15 protein-coding genes and 2 pseudogenes are annotated in these 18,031 nt (G+C 61.2%); 12 read left to right on the top strand and 5 right to left on the bottom strand.

Annotated elements, in window-relative coordinates; translation table 11 throughout:
* The first annotated feature begins 6 nt into the window (after positions 1 to 6).
* The 3 genes from IV113_RS19700 to IV113_RS19690 all read left to right on the top strand — a co-directional run bounded on the left by IV113_RS19700 (position 7) and on the right by IV113_RS19690 (position 2,855).
* Positions 7 to 1,062, top strand: coding sequence for a putative sulfate exporter family transporter (locus IV113_RS19700; RefSeq protein WP_291088519.1), 1,056 nt, complete (start codon positions 7 to 9; stop codon positions 1,060 to 1,062).
* A 72-nt stretch (positions 1,063 to 1,134) separates the two neighbouring features.
* The gene (locus tag IV113_RS19695) at positions 1,135 to 1,884 is read left to right on the top strand and encodes an electron transfer flavoprotein subunit beta/FixA family protein (protein WP_291088517.1); all 750 of its coding nucleotides are present in this window, start codon (positions 1,135 to 1,137) and stop codon (positions 1,882 to 1,884) included.
* Between the two features lie 11 nt (positions 1,885 to 1,895).
* A complete protein-coding gene (locus IV113_RS19690; protein WP_291088515.1) occupies positions 1,896 to 2,855 on the top strand; it encodes an electron transfer flavoprotein subunit alpha/FixB family protein in 960 nt (319 codons plus the stop codon).
* Here the strand turns inward: IV113_RS19690 and IV113_RS19685 are convergent.
* Positions 2,852 to 3,016, bottom strand: a pseudogene (locus IV113_RS19685) (IS481 family transposase); the annotation flags it as partial. The gene IV113_RS19690 and the pseudogene IV113_RS19685 overlap by 4 nt on opposite strands.
* 68 nt (positions 3,017 to 3,084) lie before the next feature.
* Here IV113_RS19685 and IV113_RS19680 point away from each other — a divergent pair.
* From IV113_RS19680 to IV113_RS19665, 4 genes are all read left to right on the top strand, one after another.
* Positions 3,085 to 3,954: an EamA family transporter gene (locus tag IV113_RS19680; protein ID WP_291088513.1), complete on the top strand. Its 870-nt coding sequence runs from the start codon at positions 3,085 to 3,087 to the stop codon at positions 3,952 to 3,954.
* A 255-nt stretch (positions 3,955 to 4,209) separates the two neighbouring features.
* On the top strand, positions 4,210 to 4,560 hold the full coding sequence (locus IV113_RS19675; protein ID WP_291088511.1) for a transposase: 351 nt from the start codon (positions 4,210 to 4,212) through the stop codon (positions 4,558 to 4,560).
* Entirely contained in the window at positions 4,557 to 4,889 is a 333-nt protein-coding gene (gene tnpB, locus IV113_RS19670; RefSeq protein ID WP_291088509.1) for an IS66 family insertion sequence element accessory protein TnpB, read from the top strand. Before IV113_RS19675 ends, tnpB begins: the two co-directional genes overlap by 4 nt.
* Before the next feature lie 81 nt (positions 4,890 to 4,970).
* Positions 4,971 to 6,485 (top strand): IS66 family transposase, encoded by a 1,515-nt coding sequence (locus tag IV113_RS19665; protein WP_291088507.1) that lies wholly within the window; start codon positions 4,971 to 4,973, stop codon positions 6,483 to 6,485.
* 386 nt (positions 6,486 to 6,871) lie between these two features.
* On the opposite strand, the gene IV113_RS19660 is transcribed toward IV113_RS19665, so the two are convergent.
* Entirely contained in the window at positions 6,872 to 7,855 is a 984-nt protein-coding gene (locus IV113_RS19660; RefSeq protein WP_291088505.1) for a tripartite tricarboxylate transporter substrate binding protein, read from the bottom strand.
* Positions 7,840 to 9,588, bottom strand: coding sequence for a hypothetical protein (locus IV113_RS19655; protein WP_291088503.1), 1,749 nt, complete (start codon positions 9,586 to 9,588; stop codon positions 7,840 to 7,842). Before IV113_RS19655 ends, IV113_RS19660 begins: the two co-directional genes overlap by 16 nt.
* Positions 9,589 to 9,999: 411 nt before the next feature.
* Between IV113_RS19655 and IV113_RS19650 the strand changes: the two genes are divergently transcribed.
* The 5 genes from IV113_RS19650 (at position 10,000) to IV113_RS19630 (ending at position 16,202) form a co-directional block, all read left to right on the top strand.
* Entirely contained in the window at positions 10,000 to 11,091 is a 1,092-nt protein-coding gene (locus IV113_RS19650) for a hypothetical protein (RefSeq protein WP_291088502.1), read from the top strand.
* 59 nt (positions 11,092 to 11,150) lie between these two features.
* Positions 11,151 to 12,287 carry a hypothetical protein gene (locus IV113_RS19645; protein WP_291088500.1) on the top strand — a complete coding sequence of 379 codons (1,137 nt, stop codon included), beginning with the start codon at positions 11,151 to 11,153 and terminating at the stop codon, positions 12,285 to 12,287.
* Positions 12,288 to 12,353: 66 nt separating this feature from the next.
* Positions 12,354 to 13,052: a matrixin family metalloprotease gene (locus IV113_RS19640; protein WP_291088498.1), complete on the top strand. Its 699-nt coding sequence runs from the start codon at positions 12,354 to 12,356 to the stop codon at positions 13,050 to 13,052.
* A gap of 18 nt (positions 13,053 to 13,070) precedes the next feature.
* The gene (locus IV113_RS19635) at positions 13,071 to 15,617 is read left to right on the top strand and encodes a caspase family protein (RefSeq protein WP_291088556.1); all 2,547 of its coding nucleotides are present in this window, start codon (positions 13,071 to 13,073) and stop codon (positions 15,615 to 15,617) included.
* A 9-nt stretch (positions 15,618 to 15,626) separates the two neighbouring features.
* Positions 15,627 to 16,202, top strand: coding sequence for a hypothetical protein (locus IV113_RS19630; protein ID WP_291088496.1), 576 nt, complete (start codon positions 15,627 to 15,629; stop codon positions 16,200 to 16,202).
* 419 nt (positions 16,203 to 16,621) lie between these two features.
* Here IV113_RS19630 and IV113_RS19625 read toward each other — a convergent pair whose 3' ends face one another.
* Entirely contained in the window at positions 16,622 to 17,170 is a 549-nt protein-coding gene (locus IV113_RS19625) for a hypothetical protein (protein ID WP_291088494.1), read from the bottom strand.
* Positions 17,116 to 18,031, bottom strand: a pseudogene (locus IV113_RS19620) (hypothetical protein); the annotation flags it as partial. The gene IV113_RS19625 and the pseudogene IV113_RS19620, both read right to left, overlap by 55 nt.

Raw genomic sequence — 18,031 nt, 5'->3', positions numbered from 1 at the left:
TTCGCCGTGCGCGCGCTGATGCTTCGATTGAGTCAGGGAAGTTTCTGGCACGCGCGCTCCGACCACCTCGTGAGGCTGTGGCCAGGCGTGGCGCTGTGTGCCGTGATCGCGCTGGCCGCCGTGTTTGTCTCGGGCATGCACGGAGGCCCTCCCATGCTGTACGGCCTGCTCATGGGCGCAGCGTTCCACTACCAGAGCCACGACCCGCGCACGGCACCCGGCGTGGAGGCCTGCATGCGCGTGGTGCTGCGTCTGGGTATTGGTTTGTTGGGCGCCCGCATCACGGTCGACCAGATCGAAAGCCTGGGCTGGGCCACGGGGCTGATCGTGGTCCTGGCGGTGGTCAGCACGATATTGTGTGGTGTGCTGGTGGCGCGCTGGCTTCGACTGTCGTGGAGCATGGGTTTGCTCGCCGGTGGCGCCACGGCCATTTGCGGCGCCGCTGCTGCACTGGCCATTGCGGCCGTGCTGCCGCAAGACGAACAACGCGAGCGCAATACATTGAGTGCGGTGGTGCTGGCTACCGTGCTGTCGACGGTCGCCATGCTGCTTTACCCTCTGGTTGCGGATGCGCTGGCTTTGCCACCACTGTTGGCCGGTGTTTTTCTGGGAGGCACCATTCACGATGTTGCGCAGGTTGTCGTAGCTGGCTACTCGCTTGGCCAGGAAGCTGGTGCTACCGCATCCATCGTCAAGTTGCTTCGAGTAAGCCTGTTGGTGCTGGTCGTTTTGGTGATCTCGATCGTTGTTGGCCGTCTCCCGTCACAAGCCCTGGCGAAGAAGACAACTGGAAAATTCAGCTTTCCTGTCCCCAACTTTCTAGTGTTGTTCGTAATCCTGGTTGGCGTTCACTCTGCAGGCTGGATGCCTCCGTTTTTGCAGCAGAACATGGCAGCGGGATCAAGCGCATGTCTGATGGTAGGCGTGACCGCACTGGGGATGAAGACTTCATTCGTTGGACTGGCACGAACTGGTTGGCGGCCTGCTGTACTGATGTTCGTCACGACCGTTTGGATCGCGCTCTTCGTGTTGGGTGCAATTGAAGCGTTGATGTTCTTCTGAACCCGATTTTCTGGATGTAGCGAAAACCACCTTTATTGGGTATAGCTAAAAGGCATCGAAGGTGAAAATACTATGAGAGTGATCGTCCCCGTCAAGCGCGTGGTGGACTACAACGTCAAGGTGCGCGTCAAAAGCGACGGCAGCGGTGTGGACATCGCCAACGTCAAGATGAGCATGAACCCGTTTGACGAGATCGCGGTGGAAGAAGCCGTGCGCCTGAGGGAGAAGGGCGTGGTCACCGAAGTGATCGCCGTCTCCTGCGGTGTCACCCAGTGCCAGGAAACCCTGCGCACCGCCATGGCCATCGGCGCGGACCGCGCCATCCTGGTGGAGACCACGGTCGAGCTGCAGCCCCTGGCCGTGGCCAAGCTTCTGAAGGCTCTGGTCGACAAGGAACAGCCCGGCCTGATCATTCTGGGCAAACAGGCGATTGACGACGACTGCAACCAGACCGGCCAGATGCTGGCCGCTTTGGCTGGCCTGCCGCAGGCCACCTTCGCTTCCAAGGTCGAAGTCGCCGATGGCAAGGCCAGCGTGACGCGCGAAGTCGATGGTGGTCTGGAAACCCTCTCGGTCACGCTGCCGGCGGTCATCACGACCGACCTGCGCCTGAACGAGCCGCGCTACGTGACGCTGCCCAACATCATGAAGGCCAAGAAGAAGCAGATGGACATCGTCAAGCCCGAAGACCTGGGTGTGGACGTGACGCCGCGCATCAAGACCCTGAAGGTCAGCGAGCCGCCCAAGCGCGGCGCGGGCATCAAGGTGGCCGATGTGGCTGCCCTGGTGGACAAGCTGAAGAACGAAGCCAAAGTGATCTGAGGAACCGACACATGACCGCACTCGTAAACATTCTTGTTGTGGCCGAACACGACAACGCCACCCTCAAGGGCGCGACCTTCAACACCGTGGCCGCTGCCGCCCAATGCGGAGGGGACGTGCACGTGCTCATCGCCGGGCACAACGCCGGTGAAGCGGCCAAGGCCGCTGCACAAATCGCCGGCGTGGCCAAGGTGATCCACGCCGACGCCCCGGGCTTCGAACACGGCTTGGCCGAGAACGTGGCCGCCCAGGTGCTGGCCATCGCGGCCAACTACAGCCACATCCTGTTCCCGGCCACCGCCAGCGGCAAGAACATCGCGCCGCGCGTGGCCGCCGCACTCGACGTGGGCCAGCTCTCCGACATCACCAAGGTGATCAGCGCCGACACCTTCGAGCGCCCGATCTACGCCGGCAACGCGATCGCCACCGTGCAAAGCACCGACGCCACCCATGTGGTCACCGTGCGCACCACCGGCTTTGATCCGGTGGCCGCCACGGGTGGCAGCGCAGCCATCGAAACCGCCACCGTAGCGGCCGACGACGGCAAGAGCAAATTCATGGGCAGCGAGATCGCCAAGAGCGACCGACCCGAGCTCACCGCGGCCAAGATCATCGTCTCCGGTGGACGTGCATTGGGCAGCGCCGAGAAGTTCAACGAGGTGATGACGCCGCTGGCCGACAAGCTGGGAGCCGCACTGGGCGCGAGCCGTGCTGCGGTGGACGCGGGTTACGCGCCCAACGACTGGCAGGTGGGCCAGACCGGCAAGATCGTGGCGCCGCAGCTGTACGTGGCCTGCGGCATCTCGGGTGCCATTCAACACCTGGCCGGCATGAAGGACAGCAAGGTCATCGTGGCGATCAACAAGGACCCCGAGGCCCCGATCTTCTCGGTGGCCGACTATGGCCTGGAGGCCGATCTGTTCGAGGCTGTGCCTGCGTTGAGAACATTTTTAAACGTTACAAGCCACTAATTGTGAAGAGTCAAGAGGTTGTTTCTTGACGGGCTGACTCTGTACATGGGAGGCAAGCCGCCGATGCCACTGTGGAGGCGGTGCCAGTTGCAGTGGTACTTCCAACTGGCCGGGGCCAGTGTGCGGTGAGCCGAGTTCTGATAAATCCACCCATTGGCCCATGGGCTAGACTCATTGGCTACTAATGGCGCACCACATTCCTACCGGACTCAACCATCCTCCGTTCAAGTTGGCAGACGTCGGCGCAGTCTTGGGAGTCATCCTGATATGGGGCCTCAATTTCGTGACTATGAAGTACGCTTTGCGAGACTTCACGCCCTTTCAGCTTGGCGCAGCGCGCTATGTGTTTGCCAGTCTGCCGCTGGTATTTTTCATTCCCCGGCCACGTCTGCCTGTGGGCTGGATCGTGGCAGGTGGGCTGGCGCAACTGGGCCAGTTCGCTTTTCTTTTTCTGGCGCTGCGAGATGGAATGACGGCCGCCATGGCATCGGTCCTCATGCAGATGCAGCTGTTTTTCACCACCTTGCTGGGTGTCGCCATGCTGGGTGAAAGTCTGGCCAAGGCGGGGGTTTACGCGTTGTTGCTGGCAGCAATTGGCCTAGTTTGTTTTGCCATCAGTGCGGTGCAAGGGGGAGGCGCCATTACGCTGGCCGGGCTTCTGCTCAATCTAGCGGCAGCTGGCATGTGGGCGGTTTCCAACATCGTCGCCCGCCGGGCGCAACGTTTACACCCTGACTTCGACGCTCTGCAGTATGTCGTTTGGATTTCGCTCGTCCCCATCGTTCCGTTCATCGTCCTTGCATGGGCGCTGGACCCGCCTGAGGTCCGTTGGAACTGGCTCGGTGCGAGAGATTCCTCATGGGCCAGCGTGGTGTTCTTGGGCCTGATCGCCACCGTTGCAGCCTACGCCATGTGGACGCACCTGCTCAAACGGCATCCGGCCAGCAGGGTGGCGCCGTTCAGCCTGGGCGTGCCAGTTGTGGGCCTTGTAGCCGCCATCGTGTTGCTGGGCGAGGCAGTGACTGCGCTTCAGTGGCTGGGAAGCGGCTTGGTGGTGGGCGCGCTGGTGGTGTTCATGGGTTGGCGCAGGGGGCCTTGATCAGAAGGCCTTGGGCGCGGCGTTTTGGTAGCGCTGGCTGTTGCGGTGGCGAGGAAGCGCGACGTGCACGTCCACTATCAGAGCCTTTCGGATTGGGCCGCCGATGGAGCACCAGATGTTGATTCATTTCGAAGGCTGGGCCAGTGGCTCAGTTTTCGGCCGGCGCCAACATCCGTAAGCGCGCGGCCATCCCACCCTTGAAGGGATCTGTCTAAGCGGCAACGATGGTGTCCGCCAACGATTTAGGTGGACACCATGAATGAAGCCAAGAAGAAGACCCGCCGGCGGCACAGCGCCGAGCTCAAGCAGCAGATCATTGCTCAGTGCGCCGAGCCGGGTGCATCGGTGGCCAGCATTGCCCTGTCGTACGGCATCAACGCCAACGTCGTTCACAAGTGGCGCCGCGAAGCGGGTGGCGCGCTGCCTGCACTCCAGGCCCCCGCATTCGTTCCAGTGCCGCTGCCGCCAGCGGCATGTTCACCAGGGCCTGCACTTGCACCAGACATCCGCATCGAGCTGCGCCGTGGCGCCACCACCGTCTCGGTGACCTGGCCCTTGGATGCGGCCGATCAGTGCGCCGTGTGGACGCGAGAGCTGATCAAGTGATCCGGGTTGATGCGCTGTGGCTTGCCACCGAGCCGCTGGACATGCGAGCAGGCACCGAGACGGCGCTGGCCCGCGTGGTGTCGGTCTTCGGCGCAGCGCGCCCGCACCACGCCTACCTGTTCGCCAATCGACGAGCCAACCGCATGAAGGTGCTGGTGCACGACGGCATCGGTGTGTGGCTGGCGGCCCGGCGCCTGAACAGCGGCAAATTCGTCTGGCCGCGTGATGCGGCCAGCACCGCTTCGCTCACCCGCGCACAGTTCGATGCGCTGGTGCTGGGCCTGCCCTGGCAGCGCCTGGCTGACGGCGGTGTCATCACCGTGGTCTGACTCTGAAGCGCAGACTGGTGCTTGCCAATTGGGGCATGCGCCAATGGTGCGCGTGTACCAGTGCTGGCACAGTGAATGCCCATGGTGGTCGAGCCTCAATCCCTGCAGAGCCTGAGCGCAGAAGAGCTGCGTGAGCTGACCACGCGCCTCATGACGCAGCTGCGCCACCAGAGCGCGCTGCTGGACAAACTCACGCACGAGAACGCGCTCTTGAAGCGCATGAAGTTCGCGGCTCAATCCGAACGCTTCAACCCCGAACAGAAGAGCCTTCTCGAAGACGAGATCGAGGCCGACCTGGCGGCCGTGGCCACCGAGATCGATGCGCTGCAAGAAGCGCAGGCGCCCGCCCAGGTTGAAGAGAAGAAGGTTCCCAAGCGCGCGCCGCTGCCAGCCAACCTGCCGCGGCGCGAGATCCGCCACGAGCCCGAGTCCACCCTGTGCCAGTGCGGCTGCCAGATGAAGCGCGTCGGCGAGGACGTGGCCGAGAAGCTGGACTACGTGCCTGGCGTGTTCACGGTGGAGCGCCACATCCGGGGCAAGTGGGCCTGCGCGAAGTGCGAGACGCTCACCCAAGTCCCCGTCGATCCTCACGTCATCGACAAGGGCATCCCCACCACCGGTCTGCTGGCGCAGGTGCTGGTGGCCAAGTACGCAGACCACTTGCCGCTGTACCGCCAGGAAGCGATCTTCGGCCGCACTGGTCTCGCCATCCCGCGCTCAACCCTCGCTCAGTGGGTGGGCTCCTGCGGCGTGCAGCTGCAGCCACTGGTCGATGCCATGAGGACAGAGCTGCTGCAGCACCGCGTGCTGCATGCCGATGAGACGCCGGTGTCCATGCTCAAGCCGGGCAACGGAAAGACGCACCGGGCCTACCTCTGGGCCTATGCCACGGGCGCCTTCGAGAACACCAAGGTGGTCGTCTACGACTTCTGCGAATCACGCTCGGGCGAACATGCCCGGCGCTTCCTGGGTGACTGGAGAGGCAGTCTCACCTGTGACGACTTCAGCGGCTACAAGGCCTTGATCGCCAGTGGCGTGACCGAGGTTGGCTGCCTGGCGCACGCGAGGCGCAAGTTCTTCGATCTGCACGCGGCGAACCAAAGCCAGATCGCCGAGTTCGCGCTGCAGCAGTTCGGTCGTGTCTACGAGATCGAGCGTGAGGTCAAGGAGCTCAGCGCCGATCAGCGCCGGGCCATCCGGCAACAACAAACGAAGCCGCTGCTCGATGCCTTGCACCAGTGGATGCTGCTGCAACGCCAGAAGGTGCCCGAGGGTTCAGCGAGCGCCAAGGCCCTCGACTACAGCCTGCGGCGCTGGGAGGCGTTGACCCGGTTCGCGAGTGACGGGCAACTGCCCGTGGACAACAACTGGATCGAGAACCAGATCCGGCCCATTGCCATTGGCCGAAACAACTGGCTGTTCGCCGGCAGCCTGCGCGCGGGTCAGCGGGCGGCGGCCGTCATGAGCCTGATCCAGTCGGCGCGCATGAACGGGCACGACCCGTATGCCTACCTGCGTGATGTGATGGCACGCCTGCCCATGCAGCGCGCCAGCCAGATCGGCGAGCTGCTGCCACATCGCTGGCAGCCAGTCTGACAAAGCAATCTCAAAAGCACGACCGCGCACTGCGGTCAAGATGGAATGGCCGCGCGCTTACCAACATCCCACACCCTTAGGAGGAGTCTGAGGCCAGCTCCTTCGAGGGCTACTTTCGCGATCCCGGATTTGCGGCGGAGTCACCTCTGGCCTGGGCGCTGGGGCAGCGTGTGGACGCGATCGATGCGTTGCGGGGGCTGCTTTCCGGAGGTCAGGCCACTGCCCGCATGCGTCTTTGGGTTTTCCTGGACCAGGCTGCCCAGCCGCAGGGGCGGTTGCAGCGTGAAGACTCACCTTTGAACGCTTGATGTCTTGGCACTCGCGACCACCATGGCCACGCCGCGCCTTGGCTCCACACACGACGAAACGTCTGGTCTGATTCCGATTTACCTAACTCTTACCCCGGCCCCTTGGATGAGGCCTCGCCACGCCTCACTCTGCAACGCCATCGCGCGGGCAAATGCATCTCCCTCGAGCCCCCCGGCCTCGATCCCCAGGGCTTCGAGCTTCTCCCGTACGTTCGGATCGGTCAGCAATTTTTGCATTTCGCTTTTCAGGCGCACGACGATGTTCTGGTGTGTATTCGCCGGATAGAAGACGCCAATCCACGCCGATTCCATTCCTGCAAATCCTTGCTCATTGAAGGTTTGCACGTCGGGAAAGCCTGGTGATCGCTGATCGCCAGTAATCGCGAGAAACCTCAAACGCCCGCTCTGAGCCTCTCTCGTAGCCGTCGCGGCGTCCACGAACATTACGTCGATCTGGCCATGCGAGAGGTCGTTGAGCGCAGGGGAATTACCTCTATAGGGAGTGTGTTGCAGCAGCCCGAGGCGTCTTGACATCTTCAGCCGCTCTGCCAAGAGATGGTTGAATGAGCCTAGGCCTGCGGAGCCGTATTTGATGGACTTGGTTCCGGTGCTGGCTGCGGCCACGAAATCCTTCAGGGATTTCCATGGCGAGTCGGAGTGGACAGCGAGGATGTGGGGCGTACTACCGATCTGGATCACCGGAATCAGATCTTTGAGCGGATTGAAGGGGGGGGTCGAATGTAGGACTGGCGTTACGACCATAGAGACACTACTTGTAACGAGAATCGTGTGGCTGTCCGGTGCAGCATTCACGGCTTGCCTGACTCCGATCGCGCCGCTAGCACCGGGCAAGTTTTTGATATTCACCTTCTGCCCTACCTGAGCCGAGAGGGGGGCGGCAATGATCCTCGCGGCCGTATCCAGTTGTCCACCCGCAGCGAACGGAACAACGATTTCCACGGGTTGTGTAAAGCAGGCGGGCGCTGGACAACCGGCCGCCGAAGCGGCGATCGGCGTTAACAGAGAAGCCGTAAGCCACAGACATTTCAGTTCAGGGGCCATTTCCAGTCCTTCTTGATGAATAGTTCTATTCGCCGCTCAAGCGCCTCACCTTTGAGCGCGGGGAGGGAAGCGGCGTCCCATTCTTGGGCGCGCAGCTCGCGACCAGAACTGAAGAATTTCTGCTTGCCGTCGTTGATGAACGTGTCCCGCAGTCGCTGGCAGAAGGTTTGCCGCAACTCGCAATCCTTCTTCCATTGCGCAGCCGTTGGATGGTCTGGGTTACGTTCCCACTCTGCATCCAAAAACATACGAAAGTTGAACTGCGTGAGCATATTGTCCAGTAACACCTCTTCACGAGGCATTGCACGCACCAGGGCTCGAAGGTTGCTCACGGCCAGCTCTTCATCTTTCGGGCCTGAAGGATCGCAGCCAGTCGAAGAGTAAGAGAAGGCGAGGGCATCGCGCGCTTCGAGGTAGGTGACAGTGTGCGTCTCCGCCACAGTCCACTCGCGTTCAATGGCTTCAATCAAGCGCCTCCTCGCGTCTGCGCACTCCTTCCGTCTGGAAGCGCATTCTTGACTTGACGCCTTCGCCCCTTCGCACCAGAGCTGCTCTCCTCGATTGTTGAGCGACAGCAATTCGTACTTTGCCAGTGTGAGGTGGACGAGCGCGCCACGTGGGCTCAATGCTTGCCGTATAGCCACTTCTGCGGCCGGGAGTTCATCCCAGTGGTTGATCGCGTTCCACCACAAGCTCGCATAGAAGATCCGTGCATCGTTTTTCCGGCTGGGCGGAACGTCGACGAAAAGCGGTGTTAGACGCCACTCGGAAAGGCAGCGCCCCAGAAAGCGCTCCACAGGAATGAAGCGGGTTGCCTCTGAGTAGGCATTCGCGCGGCCGGGTGAGCCGTGCGAGGAGTGCACTGCGCGTGCCAGCAGTGCCCGCGCCTCGGTTCGCTCCGGATAATCGCAGAAAAGATCCGCCGCTGTTGCGACGTTCGGTGCCCGCGAAACTACCTGTTGGATGCGGAAGTAATAGATCCCATAGACGCCTAGCGACGCTAGGAGGTAGGCAACCAGTAGGGCGGCTGGCATTCCCAACGCCACCCAGGTTCGCTGCACCCAACGGCTGGAGTTGCGGGCGATCCACAATGCGAGCGTTGATACGTCAACCCTACCGGCCCAGCTCACGCCAAGAGATTTCAAAGCCCAGGGCAGGGCAGCCATGGTTGGAACCCCGAGCAGGACGGCCTTCACCCCAGTCGCGAACCCCACAAGCATGAGGGCCGCGAGCGCGGCGATCCAAGTTGCGCAAAGTACCGCCAGATGCAAGTCCGGCACAACCTTCCATTTCAGTTGGCTCCGCGGGCATTCCTTTCCACCGTCCAGGCCCACCCAGATTCGAGCGTCGACATTGGCGTTAAGAAACACCCGAAAACGAGACGTCAGACCCGCGTCGCCACCAACCGTCGTGGTCGTGAGCTTCGATGCAACAGGAAAGCCCGCTTCCGAAGAGAGACTCGCCGTGAGCAGCGTGGCAAACGCGTCGCACGAGATCTCGACGTTCACCGCGGCATCCGCCCAAATAAAAAAGTCCAATTGTCGCTGGCTGAACCATGGTGATTCGAACGTCAGCGCCACGGTCCGCGCCTTCCGGGTGTCCCATTCGAACGCGTCGCCATGAAAGCGGGACTGTTTGGTGCCAATAACGAGCGTGGCCACGTGCTGGACTTCGGCCACGGCTTCAGCGTTCGGCGCAAGATCGGGCTTGCTACTACCGTGGACGAGAATCATAAGTTCCTGACTGCAATGGGGACAGCTCTGCCCCGCGCATACCGCACTTACCTTTACCTCCTAGAGTCGCACAGTCGGTCGCTGCGGCGCCAAGGCTCACGGCCATAGCCATCTAACCCTCCTCTGGCAATCGAACATAGTCGATCAACTTGACATACTCACGCCGAAACAGACGGGTGCGCCGATCCTGTACACCCTCGCTGCAGTGCCTCGTAGCCTGACCATTACGACTTAGTTTGTATCTTTCAAGCTGTGGATTGTCAATTTCCTTGGGCGTGCAGACGCGGAATGAAGCTCTAGTAGGCGCGCCCGGAAAGCGCAGGCGTCATCTGCCTTACCCCTTTTTGTGGATGTCAGCTTGGAGCATTGGGTATACATTCCGCTTGCTAACGAGCTGCGTTCCTCTAAGGGGTGTTCATCGTGGTCAAGAGTTCATTGACACATGCCGGTGGTCATTTTCTGACCTTCGGGCTATGCATGCTCGGTGCCATCTCGTTGCTGGCTGGCTGCGCCACTTCCCGTGTCGCACCTGGTTCATCACTTGCCGACACGCGTTTAGAAGGGGGCTCGACCGCCTTTGAACATGCAGTGATCTTGTTCGGAAAGGCTTTGCAAGCCAGTGCCTTGATGCCCGAAGATTCGGCGAAGGCGCAAAAGGCGTTCCGATCTGGCTTGTCGATGATTGACCTGCAGTGCAACAGTTATCTCGATGCGGTTGGCAGTTCCAACCAGGCCGCTTCCAACGAGCGTCGGCAGGTCAGCCTCGCTGGTGGTTTCGCCTCTGCCATCATGGGTCTGACCGGCAGCTCTGCGAAAGAGATTGCGGGCGTGGCGACCGCCTTTAGTTTCACAGGCTCGAGCATGGAGTCGTTCACCACTGCTTATCTTTTCTCCGATGCAGCCTCTTCTGTCACCAAGATTGTGCGCGAGTCGCAGAAGGCATGGCTCGACAGCGTGGCAACGCCAGGCAACCTGACGAACATGGACAGCGCGGACGCCGTGCGCCTGCTCGGCCACTACGAACAGATCTGCCGCCCCGCGCAGATCCGCGCCCTGATTGACCTGTCGATTGCGAAGGGAACGGTGGTAGCCGAGCGAGCTCAGACCGCAGACGCCGACGTGGGATCCGTGCTGCAGTCGCTGCACGCATCGCTCGGCGTGCCGGTATCCGAGGCAGAGGCCATCGTTCTGTATGCGTGGTTCCGAAATCCTGGCCAGCGCACCAGCGGCGCAAACCTGTCTGCGAACGAGCCCGTGGCGTCGATGCTTGCCAATCGAACGGCACAGATATTGGAGCGCCAGTTAGCGCAGGCATTCTTGCCCATCTCGCTGGCTGGGTCGCCGGTGCCGGACCGCTGGAGTCCCGGGGTCCGATCGTTGCTTCCGGTCACGCCGGTCGCAGGCGATGGGGGCGGGACGGTTCCGCCTCCACCGGCTATGCCTCTGCCTCCCAAACCGGTCGCCGGTATGAGGCCAAATGCTCCGTTTCTGACCATCCGCTGAGCGCATGGTCATGGACGTCGCATGTGAATGCAACGTCCGATGAACTCGAGGAATAAGGAATGAACGGTCCCGGCACGCTGAAGATCGCATTCATCTACCGCGACAAGCAAGATTCGCATCCACTCGCCAGGTTCTGCCCACCCTTGCCTGCCGCCACACCTAAGTCTGCTGCGAACGGGCCGCCGCTCGCGCTTCCTTTGCCTGGCGCGACGGCACTGTTCGATGTGACATCGAAGTTCATCGAGACCGGCGTATCTAGCCTCGTCGATGCGGTCGCCATGCGCATGCGTTCGGAAGCGACAACGCTGGACGCGACGATTCCTGTTGACGGCTTCTACAAGGCCGGTGGCCTCAACGACATCGACGACGCCACACTGGTTCTGCATAACGGCGTGGACCGTACGGCAACCGACCCGTCATTCAATCTTAGTCTCTCGATCGTAGTGTCGCCGGACAGCACTGCATTCCGCTTGCGCGTCTATATCTGGAACATCAACCGGTTCCTAAACCCCAGACCGCGCGCACTTGGGCAGACGGCGGAGCGCGACTGGCTATTGCGCATTGAGTTCCTGACACCTGGTTCCGCAGGGCTCGGCTCGCGCACTGCAATCGTCGAGTTGGCCCTTCCGGCGGTAACGCTCGACGAGTTGCAGGATGCACTCTATGCAGGACAGGACTTGCATTGGCTGCCGATGCCTGCATTGCCGGTTGCCTTGGCTGGCGGAGGCGGGCCTGGAAACATCGGTCACTACCTCCCGTTCAATGTGCGCGCGACGATCGTCGAAACCACCAAGCCCGGACTGTTCGCGAAGTGGGTCGAGGAGTCCCTGCTAGCTAGCAAGGCGACGCTGTCCAAGGCCGCAGTTGCCGAATTTCGCTCAGTGTTCGACCCGGCGCAAAAAGCGGCCGACGACGCGAAGCAGATGGAGTCTGCGAACACAGCCTTTACAAACTATCGGAAAACCTGGGACACCTTCAACGCTACCGTCGCCGCAGCGCCCACAACTTTGGCGACCGGCGCTGCACCGTCGGAGATCGCCAAACACGCTGCTGCACGAGCCACATGGGAGGCCGACGTTGCAATCCAAGAGAAAGCTGTGTCCTTCGCCCGCTCCACGGCCATCATCGCGTTGCACAAAGCCGGCATCGGCTGGCCAGGCGACTTCCCGAAGATCGTGACTCCACCGCAATCGTGATCCGATGCGAAAGCCAATCCCAGCGTCATCTACAGCATCACCCCCAGCACCACAAAGGAGATTGCCATGTCAGTAAGCAAGAACCCTGTATGCGCTTCGCCCTTTCCCCTCGAAGCGCCGGACACCACAGAGATCAACGGCCATACGAAAGGGGTAGTGCTCGACGCAACGAAGTGGCGAATCAACGAACAAATTACCATCCGCTTCCTCGAAGGCGATCCAGAGCTTCAAACACGAGTCCGCAAGGTTGCAGAGGAATGGACCGCCATCGCGGCCCTGAACTTCCGCTTCGTCGACGATGGGCCTGCCGACATTCGAATTTCGTTCGTGCAGGACAACCGCTCCTGGTCGTACATGGGAACAGACTGCCGCAGGATACAAGAACCTGCGGCGACCATGAACTTCGGCTGGTTGAGACCCGAATCGACCGATGACGTCCTACGTCCGGTCGTGTTGCATGAATTCGGTCATGCGCTCGGCATGCTCCACGAGCACCAGAACCCGAAAGGTGGAATCAAATGGAACATGGATGCGGTCAAGCACGATCTCTCGGGACCACCCAACAATTGGGACCCCGCCACGATCGAGAGCAACATGTTCAAGACTTATCCCCTGGACCAGGTCACGGGGACGGAGGTGGATTCCAGATCAATCATGATGTACCCGATCCCTGCCTCTTGGACCAATGATGGGACCTCGGCAGGGTTCAACAAGGAACTCTCCGACACGGACAAGCAGTTCATCGCAACGGTATATCCAAAATAGGATTGCCCTGTGAGCGAGATGAACCTTGACGACTACGCGATCCTTGTCGGAATAGACAGCTATCCCGAGTTGGGCAAGGGAGACACGCCAGCGCATCTGCACGGGCCACTGAACGACGTCGACGCCGTTCGAAGTTGGCTTACCGATCCTCTTGGTGGCGGACTGCCGAGCGCTAACGTCATCGAGATTTCTTCGGTGGATCGAGACAAGCAAGCTCCAGGCAGGCCGAACTTCAGCGACGTGAACCGTCTCTTGGCTACGCTTCACAAGAGGGGCAGGAGCAGCGGCAAGTCGCAGTTCGGCCGCCGAATCTACATCTACATGTCCGGGCACGGCTTCTCGCCTGGGCGGACCAGAGCCTGCCTTTATACCGCTGACGCGCGATTGGAGTTCGGCCAAAACGTTCATGCCACTGGTTGGCTCGACTGGCTTCAGGATTCCGGGTACTTCCGAGAGTTCGTGCTTTGGGTTGATGCCTGCATGGACCGTCAATACTTCTTCCCTCCAGGCGAGCCCGGGCTGAAGCCGATTAACGTCAATGTGCCGCCAATGGCGAACTTCGTAGCGTTCGCCGCGCAACGTCCGTTGAAGGCGATCGAGCATCCGATCGCAGAGGACAGAGGAGTTTTCCACGGCGCGTTCACGTGGGCCTTGCTGCAGGGCCTGCGCGGGGCCGCCGCCGACGTGAACGGCCGAGTAACAGGCCGCTCTCTGGCAGACTGGGTGCGCAATGCGATGTCGGCGCGCTACGAGCCGCGCGACCGACTAGACCGCGATGTCGCAAAGGAGCCCGAGGTCATCGCCGAGGATTCCAGCATGATCTTCGTGAGGGGGGCGGTGCCGCCAGACTATGACATAACGCTGAGGTTTCCGGCGGCCGCGCTCGGCGCGCAGGCCAGGATCTGGACAGGTGCCCCACCCGCGGTCGTGCAGGTGTTTATGGTGAATACGCCGGAAACGACACTGCTGCTGCGTCCGGGACTGTATGTCCTGGAAACGGATATCGGCGGACTCCGCCATGGATTCGAGGTGCTGCGGTCCGACAGCATCGAGTTGAAGGACAAGGGCTTGCCAGTCGAAATCAGTCCCGCCGGCGTGTTCAAGCTGGACATCGACCCGGGCAATCTGTCAGCGGAGATTTTCGTGATTGACGGCAGGTTCTCCCTTGTGGATTTCAGTCCGGCGCGCATCTCTACACCGCTACCGCCCGGATTGTTCAAGATCAAGGTGCGTGTGTCCAACGCCGTCACTGAGCATGTGATCCTGCTGGACCGAGATCACAGAGTGGTCGACGGACCAGGCACGACGGAATTGCCTGCAACCGTAATTCCACTCTCGGCCACCGCTGCGACACACGAGACACACGAACTGGCCAGAAAGAACGCGGTGAGCGCAGCAATGCTCAAGGAATTGCCGGAGGGCACTGCGGCGCTGATGCTGATGGTGCGGACCTTCAGCTCTCGCGACGACCCTGTGCCGAACACCACGCCTCCATGGCAGGGTGTGCAGATCGTCGACGACGCAGGACAGGTTGTTCTCGACATGGAAGGCGAAAACGGCGTCGTTCGGACTGAGGTCCCTGACGGCACTGCCTACGCCTCGGTTGTCGTAAATCCTGGTTGCTACTACCTCCGCCAACGGCTCAATTCACCCACCGCTCCATTCACCGACGGCCAGGCCGATGCGCTCGCTGGCCCGAGCTATCCCATCGAGCAGAGTGTCATCGCGTGCGCCGGTTGGCGCACGGAGGTGTATATCCTGCGGCGGGTCGTCCCCGGTGCGCGCGAGGTCGACGGTCGGCCACGGGTAGCGATCGCCATGCGCCGTCACGATAGACCGATGACGGCAGGCACACAGGCAGAGGATCTTCTGGCCGAAACGGCCAAGCTTGCCTTGGCAAGCGAGCGCCGCGTGCTCAATAAGGAACTCGAAAGCGCGCTGATGTTGAAGTCCGGCAATCCGATCGCCAGCATCATTGGTGGACATCTACTGTTGGTCGAACAGGAGCGCGATCCGGGGCGCGACATATCGATGCTCGACATCGTCGTTGCGAACCTGCGAAAGCAGGTCGGTGATGGTCATCCGGATGTTGAGGCGTTGGCGCTGCGCTGCCGCGATACGAAGGCTAGCGGTACTATTACTGGGCCTCCGATGTTCCAGCGTAGCTGGGCCGTGCTCGTGCAAGCCGCTTTCAAGCAGCCAGACCTTGTCCCGGCGCCCATGTGGGCACGCGTACAGGCTAGCTCCGGCTTGCCCCCGTTCATGGTGTGGACCACCGACAAAGACGTAAAGGCGGCCGCACTGCGGCAGCTGACGAGTATCGTTCTCGGCAAGAAGGCGACTGCGGCGCCGAAGGTCGTCACGCCGTCGGCCGTGCCGTTGGACCTGCAGCCGGAATTAGCAAGTTCTTCCTTCGCGCACGTTCGGGTCGTGCGGGAAGGATCGGCGAACTGTGGGCCAGCGACCGCTCAAACCTTCAACAGCGTTTCGCGAGCTGCGCGTGCACGTGCCATAGCGATGAACCTTCCCCCCAGCTCATTCGAGGTGCTCGGCGACGGCTCTTAGCACAGCGTCATGGATAGTATTTTCTCCCCGCCCGACGCGAGTTGGATCCAAACAGGCCACCTACTGACGCCGATCGGGTTGCGCCTTTCGTTCCAGCGTTTCGAGCGAAGCGAAGATGGCCAGGTGCCGCAGCCGCTGCCATCGAGCCTCGGCGCACTGCCCTGCGCGTTGGGGAGGGATGGGTCGTTGCTAATTCCACTGGCATTGGATGAGGCTTTCTGGATCGGGATGCAGCCTGACGATTCCATGCCGGCAGTACGCCTAACGTTATTCGTGGTGTCCGAAGAAGTGCGGGCCGCGCCATTGCCGGTCGTTGTGAACGCGTTGGGCGGCCGCATCAATGGTTATCCCGATTCGACGGGCCAGGTGCTCTCGTTCGCTCGTGAACACCGCTCGCCATCCGGCGCGAGAGGCTGCTCGCGGCTGGAGTGCAGTATTGTGGAGATCGCGGGCACGAGTCCTGCTGCAGCATGTCGCTTCGCGCTCCGGCTGGTCGACCCGGTCGCTTTCACTCGAGAGAGCGGGCGACCCGCACCGTCCCCGATCGACCCGGCGACGGGCTATCGCGAGCATCTTCTGCCTTGATCCAATCAGCCCGCGCCGGGTCGCACGTTGTGGCTCAGAGGAGTGTGCCGGGGTCCGTCCCCAAACGAAAGAGCGGTTGCGCTAGCAGGCCAGCGCCACCGGTTTGCCGGTGGCGTGCTGCGTGTGGACCTCCATGTGGATGCCGTAGATGCGTTGCAGCTCGGCGGGTTGCATGATCTGCGCCGGCGTGCCTCTCGCGTTCAGTTTGCCGCAGGCATTGCGTGAGCTATGTTTGGCGATGCAGATCGAGGGACGCAAGGCGGAGCAAGAGGCGTGGCTTTAACGCGACGCGGCTTGCGCGAGCGCGTGACGTACGAGCAGGCAACTACAAACCTCGATCAGCCAGCGCGCCAGAGAATGTCACAGAGTGACACCTAAACTCGGAAAGTTCGGCGTTGCAAGTGCTGCAGTTCTGCTGCTCAGGTCGAGTCTGCCCATACAGCGGCCGACTCGACAACCTCAATGAACCGCCTTGCCGAGAACCCGTCCGGATAGAGGGTGTCGTTCGGCTTGGCCGATGTGCCAAGGTCTTTAGAATCATCGATGGATCCTCTCACTCGAAACAATCCATTGGGGTCATTCAACCAGCGACGATCATCGCGTAGCGCGATTTGAACTTCTTCCAGCGAGACCTTCAGAAAGCCTCGGAATGCTTGGTGGTCCCACTCAATGGAGGTGTCGACGATCCAGGCAGTGATCTGCGGTTCGCCATCTGACGGCAAGACCAGCGCTTGCCGAAGCGCCTCGTCATGTCGGAGTGCATCACGAATGGCAGGCACTTTTCTGTGCAACTGCCATCCCGCCTTGCGCAGGGTTGAGGTGCGGTGAATCCAGGCGTCCTTCAGAGAACGGCGCATGTAGGTGGACTTCAACTCAAGGACAAGCAAATGTCCATCCAGCGCACACAACAGATCTATCTCGCCGGCGTCGGGATCATCGGTTGAAACGGCTGCCAGTTCATGGCCCACGAGCACCCGAAAGCCTCGCTGCTCGAACAGTGCGCCCAGCCGCTCTTCGATGCGACTGGTTTCGTCCCTCGCTTCTCCCCGCCGTGAGCCCAGCCGGCGCCCCGATTGAACAGACCCATCGTCGTGAACGGGCAGATGTCCTTTACGAAGCCCGTGGTGCCGTCCGCATACTTATCCTCTGCCAGATGGCCGAGTCCGTCGACCCGTCCGGAGATCTCCCGGACACCTTCCACGAGGGCGGCCCTGTTGGCGCGATAGGTAAGCAGCTTGGCGGCGATTGCTTCATAGAACTTTGTCCAGCCGAAGCGATGCTTGTCGGGCGCCACGGTCCCGAAACGCTCCCGCCAGTAGGGCGCGTTTCGGAAACGGTCGACGTCCTGCGACTTGCTATCGAAGGCAAAGGCGATCAAGCCATCGGTCATCCACTCGCCAGGCAGAACGCGCCAAACCGTTCCCCGGTGGGTATAGAAATACCACTCACGCACCGGCTCGACCATTGTCCAGTCAACCTTGACTCGCTTGCCATCGTTCAGGTTCTCAGTGATCGCGCCGATCGCCTTGATCGCCAACACCGACACCGCTTGCCCACGGCTGTCAAAGGGCAGCCCATGCTTGCGTGTGTATGACGACTTGATGGCGATCCGGTCTCCTGGCCGCATCGATCGGACAACGTCAAGGTGCTTGTCCTCGTAACCGTTTTCCCAGATACCCTCCGAGATGAATCGTGGCAGCTGGTCATCCGTCCCGCCATAGGCGGCTCCGACGAACCAGGTCGCGCCCGATGCGCTGTCTTTGGTCTGCGTGTTTGACCCTGTACCCGATTCAGTACCGCTCGGAAGTAGAGATTTCCGGCTCCTCTGA

The organism is Hydrogenophaga sp. (assembly GCF_018780385.1).
In the GTDB taxonomy this organism is placed as follows: Bacteria; Pseudomonadota; Gammaproteobacteria; order Burkholderiales; family Burkholderiaceae_C; genus Hydrogenophaga.
The sequence above is the reverse complement of the archived record's forward strand: the minus strand, read 5'-3'. Positions and strand labels throughout refer to the sequence as shown.